This window comes from Nocardiopsis camelliae (assembly GCF_028993595.1).
Classification (GTDB): Bacteria; Actinomycetota; Actinomycetes; order Streptosporangiales; family Streptosporangiaceae; genus Nocardiopsis; species Nocardiopsis dassonvillei.
The window spans coordinates 2,457,116-2,469,979 of sequence record NZ_CP118614.1; the positions used below are offsets into that span (position 1 = coordinate 2,457,116).

The 12,864-nt window shown below is 73.5% G+C and carries 13 protein-coding genes; 11 read left to right on the forward strand and 2 right to left on the reverse strand.

The annotated features are described in order from the left end of the window. The first annotated feature begins 8 nt into the window (after positions 1-8). The 11 genes from PV789_RS10720 (at position 9) to PV789_RS10770 (ending at position 10,490) form a co-directional block, all read left to right on the forward strand. Complete coding sequence (locus tag PV789_RS10720) at positions 9-683, forward strand: SAF domain-containing protein (protein WP_274977262.1); 675 nt, start codon at positions 9-11, stop codon at positions 681-683. Further along, positions 683-1,456: a CpaE/TadZ family protein gene (locus PV789_RS10725; protein ID WP_274977263.1), complete on the forward strand. Its 774-nt coding sequence runs from the start codon at positions 683-685 to the stop codon at positions 1,454-1,456. Before PV789_RS10720 ends, PV789_RS10725 begins: the two co-directional genes overlap by 1 nt. Next, entirely contained in the window at positions 1,453-2,811 is a 1,359-nt protein-coding gene (locus tag PV789_RS10730) for a TadA family conjugal transfer-associated ATPase (RefSeq protein ID WP_274977264.1), read from the forward strand. Before PV789_RS10725 ends, PV789_RS10730 begins: the two co-directional genes overlap by 4 nt. After that, positions 2,799-3,686 (forward strand): type II secretion system F family protein, encoded by an 888-nt coding sequence (locus tag PV789_RS10735; protein WP_274977265.1) that lies wholly within the window; start codon positions 2,799-2,801, stop codon positions 3,684-3,686. The genes PV789_RS10730 and PV789_RS10735 overlap by 13 nt, the downstream gene beginning before the upstream one ends. After that, entirely contained in the window at positions 3,683-4,576 is an 894-nt protein-coding gene (locus PV789_RS10740; protein WP_274977266.1) for a type II secretion system F family protein, read from the forward strand. Before PV789_RS10735 ends, PV789_RS10740 begins: the two co-directional genes overlap by 4 nt. Before the next feature lie 27 nt (positions 4,577-4,603). After that, a complete protein-coding gene (locus PV789_RS10745) occupies positions 4,604-4,774 on the forward strand; it encodes a hypothetical protein (RefSeq protein ID WP_274977267.1) in 171 nt (56 codons plus the stop codon). A 38-nt stretch (positions 4,775-4,812) separates the two neighbouring features. Then, positions 4,813-5,139 (forward strand): TadE family protein, encoded by a 327-nt coding sequence (locus PV789_RS10750; protein ID WP_274977268.1) that lies wholly within the window; start codon positions 4,813-4,815, stop codon positions 5,137-5,139. Next, positions 5,136-5,570 carry a TadE/TadG family type IV pilus assembly protein gene (locus PV789_RS10755; RefSeq protein WP_274977269.1) on the forward strand — a complete coding sequence of 145 codons (435 nt, stop codon included), beginning with the start codon at positions 5,136-5,138 and terminating at the stop codon, positions 5,568-5,570. Before PV789_RS10750 ends, PV789_RS10755 begins: the two co-directional genes overlap by 4 nt. Continuing rightward, the gene (locus PV789_RS10760; protein WP_274977270.1) at positions 5,567-5,968 is read left to right on the forward strand and encodes a TadE/TadG family type IV pilus assembly protein; all 402 of its coding nucleotides are present in this window, start codon (positions 5,567-5,569) and stop codon (positions 5,966-5,968) included. Before PV789_RS10755 ends, PV789_RS10760 begins: the two co-directional genes overlap by 4 nt. A 16-nt stretch (positions 5,969-5,984) precedes the next feature. Beyond that, positions 5,985-9,356 carry an OmpA family protein gene (locus tag PV789_RS10765; protein WP_274977271.1) on the forward strand — a complete coding sequence of 1,124 codons (3,372 nt, stop codon included), beginning with the start codon at positions 5,985-5,987 and terminating at the stop codon, positions 9,354-9,356. A 114-nt stretch (positions 9,357-9,470) separates the two neighbouring features. Beyond that, positions 9,471-10,490 (forward strand): glutathione S-transferase family protein, encoded by a 1,020-nt coding sequence (locus tag PV789_RS10770; RefSeq protein ID WP_274977272.1) that lies wholly within the window; start codon positions 9,471-9,473, stop codon positions 10,488-10,490. Positions 10,491-10,687: 197 nt separating this feature from the next. Here PV789_RS10770 and PV789_RS10775 read toward each other — a convergent pair whose 3' ends face one another. Together PV789_RS10775 and PV789_RS10780 are read right to left on the reverse strand one after the other, a co-directional pair. Then, on the reverse strand, positions 10,688-11,941 hold the full coding sequence (locus tag PV789_RS10775) for an FAD-dependent oxidoreductase (protein ID WP_274977273.1): 1,254 nt from the start codon (positions 11,939-11,941) through the stop codon (positions 10,688-10,690). A gap of 15 nt (positions 11,942-11,956) precedes the next feature. Beyond that, positions 11,957-12,793 (reverse strand): TetR/AcrR family transcriptional regulator, encoded by an 837-nt coding sequence (locus PV789_RS10780; RefSeq protein WP_274977274.1) that lies wholly within the window; start codon positions 12,791-12,793, stop codon positions 11,957-11,959. Between the last annotated feature and the right edge of the window lie 71 nt (positions 12,794-12,864).

Here is a 12,864-nt window from a genome sequence, read left to right on the forward strand (position 1 = left end):
CGACAGACGTGGTGGACACGAAGACGGCACCGGCCCCCGCGGCCTCCCCGCGGCAGGGGGAGACCCCTCCGGTGCGGCTCCTGGGCAGCGGACCCCGCCGCTGGCGGTGGCTGGTCCTGGCCCTGGGCATGATGACCGCGGGCGGCCTGACCGGCGTGGTGGCCCTTGAGCAGATGGACGACCGGCAGGGGGTGCTCGTCGCCGACACCGACCTGCCCGCGGGCCACGTGGTGACCGCGGAGGACCTGCGGGTCGCGCGGATCTCCGTCGCCGACGGGGTCTCCTTCGTCGGCGCCGACCGCCTGGAGGCGACCGTCGGCCAGACCCTCACCGTGCCCGTCACCGAGGGCGGCCTCCTCCCCGAGGCGGCCCTGGGCGCCGAGGCCGCCTTCCCCGAGCGCGACCGCGCCGTGCTCGGCGTGGCCCTGCGCGTGGGCCGCTTCCCCGCCTCGATCGGCCCCGGCGCCGCGGTCTCCGTGGTGGTCCACCCCGAGGAGGGCGCCACGGGCGGCGGCGTGGAGGCCTACCGCGCACTTGTGCAGGACGTGCAGCCCTCCGCCGCCGAGGACGGCTCGGTGGAACTCGAACTCGTCGCCTCCTCCGCCGACGCCGCCGCCATCGCCTCGGCCGCCGCCGTCGAGCGGGTCAGCGTCGTCCAGGTCAACCCCCGGGGAGGCGCGTGATGCCCCGGACCGTGGCGCTCTTCTCCCTGAGCGGAGCACCCGGCGTCACCTGCGCGGCCATGGCGCTGGCCGCGGTCTGGCCCGGCGGGGCCGGAGCCGTCCTGGTGGAGACCGACGCCTCCGGCGGCGACGTCGCCACCTGGCGGCGCCTCCAGCCCGACCCCGGCCTGACCGGCCTGGCCGCCGCGGCCCGGCACGGCGGGGCCTCCGCCGACCTGGCCGCGCACACCCAGATCCTCCCCGGAGGGCTGTCGGTGTGCCACGCGCCCGTCACCGCCGACCGCGCCGAGGGCGCGGTGCGACTGCTCGCCCAGAACCCCGGCGTGCTCGTCTCCGCCGACGGGCCCGCCGTCGTCCTGGACCTGGGCCGCCTGACCCCCGGCGCGTCCGCCGCCGCACTGGCCACGTGGGCCGACGAGGCACTGCTGCTCGTCGCCGACGACCTGGCGCAGCTGCGCCGGGCCAAGGAGGCCTCCGAGGCCCTGACCCGCAGCCTGCCGCGCCTGCGCACCGTCGTCGTCGGCGGCTCCGGCAACGTCCGCGAGATCGTGGGCGCGCTGGGCCCGGGCGTGTGGGGGCGCCTCCCCGACGACGCCCGCTCCGCGGCCTTCCTGCGCGGGGAGGCCAACCCGCGCAAGCCGCAGAGCAGGCCCCTGCTCAAGGCGGCGGCGCGCCTGGCGAAGGACCTCGCCGAGGGCGCGCGCCCCGCTGAGTCGGCCGACGGCACCGGAGTCCCGGCGCCCGCGCCCGAGGCGACGGGGGTCCACGCATGAGCAGCGGACACGACACCGGATACGACATCACCGACGGCTACTTCCTGGACACCGACCGGGCACGCACAGTGGCCGACCGCGTGGAGCGAACCGTCACCGAGGCCACCCGGCGGCTCAGCGAGGAGACCCGCGGCCGGCCCGAGGACACGCCCGAGGAGTACCGCGCCCGCGCCGAACGCGTCATCGCCCAGATCCTCGACGAGGACGCGAGCCGCGCCCTGTCCGAGGGCAGGCAGGTGCTCGACGCCACCACCGAGGCCTCCGTCGCCGCCGGCGCCCTGGCCCGGGTGTGCGGACTCGGCCCCCTCCAGCCGCTCCTGGACGACCCCGGGATCGAGAACATCAACATCAACGGCGTGCACGTGTGGGTGCGCCGCGCCGACGGCAGCCGCGAGCGGCACGACTCCCTCTTCGCCGACCCCGACGAGGTCGTCGCCCTGGTCCGGCGCTTGGCGTCGGAGTCCGCCACGGGGGAGCGCCGCTTCGACCCGGGCGCGCCCATCCTCGACATGCAGCTGCCCGGCGGCGAGCGCCTCAACGCGGTCATGGAGGTCGCCCGGCAGCCCTCGGTGTCCATCCGCCGCCACCGCTACGGCCGCACCACCCTCGAACAGCTCCACGAGCTGGGCACGATCGACGACACCCTGGTCGCCCTGCTGCGCGCGGGGGTGCGCTCCCGCCGCAACATGGTCATCACCGGCGGCACCGGCGCGGGCAAGACCACCCTGCTGCGGGCCCTGGCCGCCGAGATCCCCGTGGACGAACGCCTCGTCACCATCGAGGACGTCTTCGAACTCGGGCTGGACCGCGACCGCGACGCCCACCCCGACTGCGTCGCCCTCCAGGCCCGACCGGCCAACGTCGAGGGCGTCGGCGAGATCACCATCGCCGACCTGGTGCGCACGGCCCTGCGCATGTCGCCGGACCGGGTCATCGTCGGTGAGACGCGCGGCCACGAGACCGTTCCGCTGCTCAACGCCATGAGCCAGGGCAACGACGGCAGCCTCACCACCCTGCACGCCGCCAACTCCGCGGGCGCCTTCACCAAGCTGGGCGCCTACGCCGCCCAGTCCGCCGAGCGCCTGCCCCTGGACGCCACCGCGTCCCTGGTGGCCGCCGCCGTGCACCTGGTCGTGCACGTGTCGGCGCTGCCCACGGGCGGGCGCATGGTCACGAGCGTGCGCGAGGTGGTGGGCGCCGAGGGGCAGAACGTGGTCTCCAACGAGATCTTCCGGCGCGACCGCAACGGGCCCCTGCCCGCGGCGCCGCCCAGCCCCAACACGCTCGACGCCCTGGCCGAGGCCGGGTTCGACCCGGCGATGCTGAGCCCGGACACGGTGGGGTGGGCGCGGTGACGACTCCTGTTCTGCTCGTCGCCGCCGCGGGCGTCCTGCTCGGCGCGGGGCTGTGGCTGGCCCTGGCGTCGCTGGCGGCGTCCGGTGGTAACTCGCGTACCTCTCGGGTGCCGCAGTGGCGGACGCTCCTGTTCGGCCAGCAGCGGCCGTTGAGGCTGATCGCGGCGATCGTCGGCGGCCTGCTGGTCTGGTTCGTCACCGGGTGGCCGGTGGCCGGTGTGCTCGCAGCCGCCGGTTGCTGGTGGGGCCCGGCGGTGCTGGGTCCCGACCGCGGTCATGAGAAACAGGTGGCGGGGGTCGAGGCCGTCGCGGCCTGGACCGAGATGCTGCGCGACCTGATGGCCGGTGCGGCCGGTCTGCACCAGGCCGTGGCCGCCACGGTGCCCATCGCGCCCGAGCCGGTGCGGGAGCCGGTCGCCAGACTGGCGGAGCGCCTGCGGGCCGGTCAGCCCACGCAGGGTGCGCTGCGGGCCTTCGCGGACGAGGTGGACAACCCGACCGCCGATCTGGTGGCTGCTGCCTTGAGCACTGCTGCCACCCGGCATGCGACTGACCTTGGCACACTGCTCGGCAGCCTGTCGGAGGCCGCTCGGGAGCAGGCGGCGATGTTGGTGAGGGTGGCGGCGAGTCGCGCCCGGCTGCGTACGTCCACACGGATCATCGTCGGCGCCACCCTGGGTATGGCAGCGTTCCTACTGGTGCTCAACGGTGAGTACATGGAGCCGTTCGACAGCCTCCTCGGTCAGTTGGTGCTCGCGAGTATCGGTGGCCTGTGGGCGGGTGCCTTGGTCTGGCTTTCCTACATGTCTCGCTTCGACTTGGGGCCGCGTGTGCTTGCTCCTGCTCCCTCCCGAACCTCGGAGGCCGCCCGATGACCCCTGTCCTGGCCGCCGCTCTCGCGGGTGCTGCTCTCGGACTGGCCTTGTGGGCGCTCTTCGCGGCTCGCTGGGCGAGGCCCACGCTTGCCGAACGTCTGGCCGCGCCGCCTCCTCCCCGGCCCGTCATTGTTGCGGGCCCGGACACCGGGGTACTGACGCGACTGGGAAAGTTCGGCGCCCCGATTCTTGAAGGCTTCGGCATGCCCGGACCCCGCACACGACGCAACCTGATGGTGTGCGAGCGCTCACCGGCCTCCTACCTCGCTGAGAAGTTCACTGCTCTGGTGCTGGGGCTTGCTTTCCCTCCGCTGCTGGGCGGCATGCTTTCCCTGGCAGGTGTTGTACTGCCAGGTGTCATCGCCGGAGGTATGTGGGTGGCCTTCGCTCTGGTCGTTTGGTTCGCCCCCGACCTGTCTCTACGTGACGAGGCGGGTAAGCGTCGAGAACAGATGCGTCGCGCCCTGGCGAGCTTCGCTGACCTGGTCGTGGTGTCCCTTGCCGGAGGGGCGGGCGTCAACGGCGCTCTGGCCGACGCCGGTGCTGCAGGTAATGGATGGGCCATGGTTCGAATTCGGGAGAGCCTGCGCGAGGCGATACTCATGCGCCAGCCGCCCTGGGCCGCACTGCGTGATCTAGGGGAGCGCTACGACACCTCCGAGTTCGCTGAACTCGCGGCCAGCCTCCAGCTTGCTGGGGCCGACGGCGCGCGTATCCGCAGTTCGCTGGCTGCTAAAGCCAAGACTCTGCGTACCCAGTTCCTGTCCGAGATGGACGCCGAGGCGCAGTCCGCCACAGAGCGGATGAGCTTGCCGGTGGTCCTGCTCTTCGCTGGGTTCCTGGCCCTCTTGGGCTACCCGGCGATGAGTCACATTCTGTTCAGCTCATGAAAACCCGACGCACCTTGGAGACCTCTGATGCAGCGCATCACTGCCTACCTCAGCTCTCTGCTGTTCAGCAGGAGGGACGACGGCTACTCCACCGAGACAGTTATTGTCACAGCCTTGCTCGTCATTATGGCTGGCGGAGCGATCGGCATCATCACCACTGCAGTACTGGAACGGGCCGGGTCGGTTCTCGGTGGCTAACCTTGCCCACTCGGCGGGATGACCGCGGTAGCGCCGAGATGGTGGTCGCCGCGCCTCTCATGCTGCTCTTGGTGTTCCTAGTCATCCAGATGGCTCTGTGGATGCACGGCGATCACGTCGTTGCCGACATCGCCCGCAGGACCGCTGAGCAGTCACGGACAGCGGGCGGCGGCACGTCGGTGGCCGAGAGCGGGGGAAGCTCCTTCCTCTCCGGCCTCGACGTGTCTGTCAACCGCAGTGCGGAGGAGGTACGCGTGGTGGTGGACGCCGAGGTGCCCAGCATCGTTCCGGGCCTCAGTTGGCCGGTGGGCCACGAGGTCACCGCGCCCGTGGAGCGTTTCGTCCCTGCGGAGGCTGCCCCGTGAGTTCTCGACAGTCCGCTGAAGCGGCTCAAGGAGACCGCGGGTCTGCCTCGGCGGAACTGGCATTGCTCACCCCCGCCCTCCTGGCGTTCGCCATGCTCATGGTGCTCGCCGGGAGGGTGGCGGACGCCAACTCCACCGCCGACCAGGTGGCGCACTCCGCCGCTCGGGCGGCCTCTCTCGAACGCAGCGTTGCCGCCGCAGAGGGGGCCGCGTCGAGCACCGCTGCGAGTTCCCTCGCGGAGAACGGCCTGGTCTGCGGCGACCACTCCGTCACCCTTGACCACGGTGGGCTAACCCCGGGTGGGGCAGTCACCGCCGTGGTCGAGTGCCGCGTCGGATTGGGTGATCTGACCGGACTGAGCGTTCCGGGGACCTTCACGGTCACCGGGGACGCCACGGTCGTCGTCGACACCTTCAGGGGGCAACCGTGAGACGTACGGACGACAGAGGCCAGGCCACGGCGTTCGTGGTCGTCATGGCCGCGGCCTTCCTCCTCTGCCTGGGCCTGGTGACCGACGGCGGTGGAGTGCTGCGCGCCCGCAACGAGGCCGCCACCCTGGCCCAGGAGGCCGCCCGCGCGGGTGTCCAGCAGCTCGACTGGGCCTCCTACCGCGAGGGCACGAGCGAGGTCGCCCTCGACCCCTCGGCGGCCTCCGCCGCCGCGCAGTCCTTCCTCAGCGCCGCCGGTGCCACCGGGACGGTCGCGGTCAGCGGCGACACCGTGACCGTGACCTGCTCGGTGGACTACTCTTTCACCCTCCTGCCGATGGGTTCGACCACCGTCGACGCCACGGCCACCGCACGTCCCCACACCCAGCCGACTCCCTAGCTCCAGTGAGGCGGACATGACCCAGATCCGACGGCTGAGCGCCCTCCTGCTCGCAGCGGCGATCCTGCTCGGCATCCCCTACCTGCTCCTGTGGCACCTGCCCTGGCCGGAGCTGCCGGACTCCTGGGCCGTGGCCGCGGCGCACCTGCGCGGCTGGCGTCTGCCGCCGGGGGTGTTCACCGCCCTGCTCATCACCGTGCTGTGGGCCCTGTGGGGCCTGTACGCGGCCGGACTGGTCGTGGAGACCTTCGCCCGCCTGCGCGGCATGCCCCGCAGGCTGCGCCCCCTCGGGCCGCTCCAGGTGGTGGCGGCGGCCGCCGTGGGAACCGTGGCGGTCGCCCCGGCCACCGCGTTCGCCGACACCGTCACCACGCAGGAGGACCGCGAGGCGGACGGCGAGCAGGACGCCGACGCACCCTCCGCTCCAGAGGAGGCCCCGTCCGCGCAGCCCGTCGAGCGGGTGCGCACCGTCTCCGGCTTCGGCGTCGGCTCTGCCGATCTCACCGAGCAGATGCGCGACGACCTCGCGCCGGTCGCGGACATGATCGACTCCTACGGTGACACCGAGACGCCCGTGCGCATCACCGGTCACACCGATCCCAGCGGGAACGCCCAGATCAACCAGGAGCTGTCCGAGCGCCGGGCCCAGGCGGTCGCGGACCACCTCGACGAGGTCCTGGGCGAGGAGGCCCCGGAGATGGAGGTGGAGGGCGTCGGCTCCGAGCAGCCCCGCGAGGGCGGTGCCGCCGCCCAGCGCAGGGCCGAGGTCGCCTACACCGTCGTTCCGCAGCCGACCTCCCTCCAGTCGCGTGTGATGGCCGCCGAGACGCCGGACCCCGCTGCCGGTGCCGGGGAGACCGCTGCCGCCGAGACCGGGGAGGCCGACCCGGTGGCGGCTGCGGCCGACGCTGCCGAGGCCGAGGCCGCCGAGGACGGCGGGAACGTGCTGGTCGTGGAGATCCCCGACGGCGCCGTCACCGGAGCGGTGGCCTTCGCTGGCCTGGCCGGGGGATACCTGCTGGGCAAGCGGGGCGTCCGGATGCCCGGCGTCAGCCTGAGCCTGCCCCGCCTGTTGCCCAGGGCGCCCCGCCGCCTGGCCCTGACCGCCCCGCCGCCCCGACCCACCCCCGGGGACGAGATCGACGAGCGGGTGACGGTGGAACTCGACCACGTGCCCGGCCTCGGCATCACCGGTCCGGGCGCGGCGGGGGCCGCCCGGCGCCTCATCGTCAACGCGCTCGACCGCCTCAACGACGACGCCGTGCGCGTGCTGCTCACCGAGGCCGAGGCCGCCCGCCTGGTCGGCGACCGGGGCCGCGACCTGCTGCGCGCGCACCCCTGCGAGCCCGTGCGGATGGTCGGCACGACGGAGGAGGCCCTGGCAGTCCTCCAGCGCGAGCTGCACCAGATCGTCGAGGAGCCGGGGGAGAGGCCGCACACGCCCCTGGCCCTGGTGACCTCGCCCACCTCCGAGCACGAGACCGCGCTGTCGGGTCTGCTGCTGCACGGGCAGCAGCAGGGCATCACGGCCGTGGTCCTCGGACGCTGGCCGCTCGGCGGAAGCTGCGTCATCGAGGAGGACGGCCTCATCACCGAGACCAGTCCTCCGCTCAACCCGGTCTTCCACTGCTCCTGGCCCGGCGCGACCGCCGAGGAGGTCATGGACGCCGTCCGCGCCTACCGCCACTCCTCGCCCGTCCTGGAGGAGACCGGTGAGCGGGTGGCGAGCCAGGCGGCCGCCCGGGAGGCCGTGGAAGAAGAGGCCGTCGAAGAGGAGGCCGGTTCCTTCGCGGAGCCGTTCCTCGGCGCCCTTGGGGAGCAGGCCGCCGCTGAGACGGCGGAGACGAACGAGGCGATCGAGACGGCTGAGCCGACCGAGTCGGTCGATGCTGCTGTGAGCGAGGAGAAGGAGCAGAGGGCCGAGACGGCCGCGAAGCCCAGGAGGACCAAGGGGATCAGGAAGGCCAAGGCGGCCGAGGCCTCGGAGGAGGGCTTCTGGGACGCCGACGTCTGGAACACCGACTTCTGGGAGACCGACGCGCCCGCGGCGGGGAAGGCCGACACCGACCGGTCCGAGACCGAGTCGGCCGACGCCGCGCCGTCGGGGCCCGAGCATGACGCTGCCGTGTGGTCCGAGGCCGAGCTGGCTGACGCGGAGCAGTCGCGAGCTGATGAGTCCGCTGCCGTGCAGGCCGGGTCCGAGTGTGCGGACACCGCGCGGACGGACGCGGAATCCGCGGACGCCGGGGCGGACCGCTCCAGCCCCGAGCCGTCCGCCGCCGAGGAGGCCGAGTCCGACCTGTCCGCGTTCGAGCAGTTCGCCTCCGAGGAACGGGTCTCCCGGGAGACCGCGCCGGAGCTGTCCGGCTTCGCGCGGCCCTCCGCGGCCCGGGACGACGCCTCCGCTCAGGTCACCGCTCCGGCACGGGCGGAGCAGCCGAAGGAGAACGCATCCGCGGAGCCCGCAGTCCGGCGCCCCGCGTCCGAGGAGGCCGCCTCCGCGAGGCCCGCCGCCGAGCACCCCGCACCCGGGCAGCGTGCGCCGGAACGGGCCGCCCAGGAGGAGGGCGCCCCCGCGGCGGACTCGTCCGAACGGCCCTCCGCCGAGCAGTACGCCTCCGAGCTGTCCGCGCCCGCGCCGTCCGGGGTCCAGGCACAGCGTGCGCCCCAGTCCTCCGCGCCCGCGCCGTCCGGGGTCCAGGCGCAGCTGGTGCCTGAGGAGACCTTGTTCGAGGAGACCGCGTCCGCGCCGTCCCCGCCTCCGGGGAGCGAGGCCGCGCAGTTCACGGCCCAGAGGAAGCCCGTTCCCTCAAGGCCTCCCGTCGGACCTTCCACACCCGAGCAGCGCGAGTCCGAGCCCGCCCCCGCGAGGCCCGCGCCCGGGCGTCCGAGCACGGGCACGGTTCCGTCGGTGGTCGCCTCTCCCGCCCGCGCGCAACGCCCGTCCCAGCAGACGCGCACGGATCCCGCCCAGCAGGAGCGGACCCCTGAGGAAGAGGCCGCTCCCGTCCGCAAGGCCGCCAAGCGCGCCGTGCGTTCCCGTCTCCCGAAGCCGAGCGAGTCCTCGGCCGCCCCGGTGGCGCGGTCCGAGCAGCCCGTGATCCCGGACCAGCCCGCACGCCCCGAACGGGCGCGCGCCCGCGCCCAGAACGTGGCCGCGACCCCCACGGGCCGTACCGACGCTCCCACCAGCCGCGCGGAGCGCTTGGAGAGGCGAACCAGGGCCGAGCGCAGGAACGCCACCGCCCCCGCCGGAGCCGTCGCCGAGCACCCCGTGCCGGAGGCCGAGGGCGGGGAGCCGGACGAGTCCCAGCAGTCCCGGCCCCTGCTCCGTAAACCCAAGAAGGCGGGGCGCGGAAGGACCTGGCGCCCCCGGGACAACTCCTGACCCAGGGCCCGCCCCAGGTGTCGTAGCGCGGACGGCCGGAGCCGACTCCGTACACTGCACGGACAGTGTGCGCGGCTCCGGCCGCGTCCCGCCAGCGTGACGAGGGGGTCACGGATGAGGGCCAACCAGACGCCGACCGAGGAGATCACCCGCGCCCCGGCGGCCTTCGCCGACCGGATCACCGCCGACGGCCGCTTCGGCCGCCGCGCCGAGCCCGGCCGCTACCGCCTGGTCGTCAGCCGCGCCTGCCCCTGGGCGCACCGGGTCGTCATCACCCGCAGGCTCATGGGCCTGGAACAGGCCGTCTCCCTGGCGGTCACCGACCCCCGCCAGGAGATCATCGGGGGCGACCCGCACTGGGTGTTCACCGAGGCGACCGGCAGTCCCGGCGACAGGGACCCCGTCCTGGGCATCCACGCCCTGCGCGAGGCCTACCTGGCGCGCGACCCCTCCTACGACGGCGGGGTCAGCGTCCCCGGCCTGGTCGAGGTGGAGAGCGGCCACCTGGTGACCAACGACTTCGACCGGCTGGTCCGGGACATGGACACCGAATGGGGCGGCCTGGTCAGGGACGGCGCCCCGGACCTGTACCCGTCCGCGCTGCGCGACGAGATCGACGCCCTGTCCCGGGAGGTCTACACCGACCTCAACAACGGCGTGTACCGGGCAGGGTTCGCCCCCGACCAGAGGCGCTACGACGCCGCGGTCGCCGCCGTCTTCGCCAGACTCGACGCGCTGGAGGAGCGCCTCTCCGATCGGCGCTACCTGGTCGGGGACTCGATCACCGAGGCCGACATCAAGCTCTTCCCGACCCTGGTGCGCTTCGACGCGGCCTACCACGGCCACTTCAAGTGCAACATCCGCAAGCTGTCGGAGTACCCGGCGCTGTGGGCCTACGCCCGCGACCTGTTCCAGACGCCGGGGTTCGGCGACACCACGAACCTCGACCACGTCCGTATCCACTACTACTGGGTCCACACGGGGATCAATCCGACGCGGATCGTCGCCGCCGGGCCCGATCCGCGCGGCTGGCTCGCCCCGCACCACCGCGAGGAGCTCGGCGGCAGCCCCTTCGGCGAGGGGACCGCCCCGGGGCCGGTCCCGGTCGGCGAGCGCGTCCCCGACATCTCCTGACCCCTGCGCCCCGGCCGGGCCCCGCCTGGTGCGTCCCCGGTCCGCCGGTGGACCGGCCGGAACCTTGGCCGGTGTGACACCGGGGTTCCGGCCTGGGACGAGCTTGTGCTTGTAGTGCGTCTCGACCGTCCAACCTCGCTGTAAGCACAAGATCACGGCGGAGGGGGTGGGCCACCGCCCCTACCGGCCCACCACTCCTACCGGGTCGCGCGTGCGGGGCCGCGGCGGGCGAAACCCGGTATGTGCTCGGGACGGAGGCCCTTGCCGATGAGGTAGGCGGGTACGAACGACAGCCAGGGCGCGCGGTCCAGGACCGCCAGCACGGGCTTGGGCGGACCCTGCCGCTCACCCCTGACGATCGGTTCGGCCAGTCCCCGGTGCATGAGGCGCTGGAGCGTCTGGACGGCGACCGTCGGCACGATCCGCCGCCTGCGCACCGCGGCCAGGTCGCGGGAGGTGAGCGAGCGGCCCTTCAACGGCCGGGCCAGCAGCGTCGCTGCGGCCACGGCGTCCTGCACGGCGAGGTTGATCCCCACGCCCCCGACCGGGGACATCGCGTGGGCCGCGTCGCCGATGCACAGCAGGCCCGCCACGTGCCAGCGGCGCAGCCGGTTGACCCGCACGTCCAGGTGCTTGACCTCGTCCATGGACCGCAGGGCCCCCACCCGGTCGGCCATCTCCGGCACGAGTTCGGCGAGGTCGCGCCGGAAGGCCGCGATCCCGCGTGCCCGCAGTTCGGGGTCGGCGCCCTTGCGTCCGATGTAGGCGATCTGGAGGTAGCCCTCGCGCGGGATGACCAGGATGAACCTGCCCAGGCCCGCGCGCGGGGTCAGTGTCGCGCGGTCCCCCGCCTCACGGGGCAGGCGGAACCACCACGCGTCGATCCCCACCGGGAACTCCCGGGGCACCAGGCCCGTCTCGCGGCGGGTCAGCGACCACCGCCCGTCGCAGGCCACCGTCAGGTCGGCGCGGATCTCCCCGTCGCCGTCGAGGTCCCGGTAGCGCACGCCCGCCACCCGGTCTGACTCGTGCAGCAGCCCCGTCACCTCGGTGTCCATCCGCAGGGTGAAGGTCGGCTCCTCGTTTCCCGCCTCGGCGATGAGGTTGAGGAAGTCCCACTGCGGGACCATCGCGATGTAGGGGTGGGCGAGCCCCCGCAGCCTGCGGAAGTCGGCGATGGTCACGCTGCGGCCCCCGCCCAGGGGGAAGGCCGCCTCGTCCAGCCTGCTGTGCGGCAGCCGGGCGAACCGCTCGTACAGGCCCAGCTCCTCCAGCAGTTCCAGGGTGGAGGGGTGCACGGTGTCCCCGCGGAAGTCCCGCAGGAAGTCGGCGTGCTTCTCCAGCACGGTGACCTCGACACCGGCCCGGGCCAGCAGCAGGCCCAGCACCATTCCGGCGGGGCCGCCGCCGACGACCACGCAGGTCGTGCGCTCGCTCGTTCGTTCACTCATGGCAACTCCGCTCGCTCAGGGCGATTCCGGTGACGTGTCGGCGGTGTTCGGATCGGTGGCGACTGCGCGCAGGAAGGACTCGGCGAACACCGCGCTGACCTGCTCGATGTCGGGGAACTCCACACCTTCCACCCTGTCCAGCGCAGGGCGCAGCATGCAGTGCACGGCGATCGGGGCGAGCATCTGCTGGGTCAGCAGGGGGACCGTCAGGTCGCGGATGCGGCCCGCGGCCACCTCCCGGGCCAGCCACCCGCCCAGCCCGGCGAGCAGGCGGGGGAAGAAGAGCCGGACGAGCAGGTCGGAGGTGGGCCCCTCGGGGCGGGCGAACACGTCGGCGAGCATGGCGGGCAGCACCCGGGGTTCGCGGCTGAAGGCGTCGACCATCAGACGGTAGGCCGCCCGGACCTGGTCGGCCAGGTCTCCCGCCGGTCCGGTGAGCACCCCCTCCATGTCCAGGATCGGGCTGTAGCGCTCGAAGACCGCGCGCAGCAGCTCGTCCCGTCCGCCGAAGGTCGCGTAGAGGCTGTGCACCGAGCACCCGGCGGAGGCGGCGACCGCCTCCAGGGTCGCCGCGGCCAGGCCCTGTCCGCTGATGAGGCCGCCCGCCGCCTCGACCGCGCGTTCCCGTACGGGGCGCTGCCCGCCGGGGTCCACGCCCGAGGCGCGCACCGCCTCGTCCAGGGCCCGGCGCGAACCCCCCGCGCGGCGCAGGAGGGTGCTGCGGGAGATCCCCGCCTCCTCCGCGATGGCGATCAGGGGCACGTCGGCCACGTCCTTTCCGAGGTTCTCCGAGGCGCGGACCGCCGCGCTCACGAGGTCGGCCGGGATCCGGGGACTGTTGAACTCTGACATCACGAAAAAGGTAACACGTAATCGTGTGTCAGAAAAGGGTGGAGCCCGTTGTCCTCGCAGCGCCGGAGCCG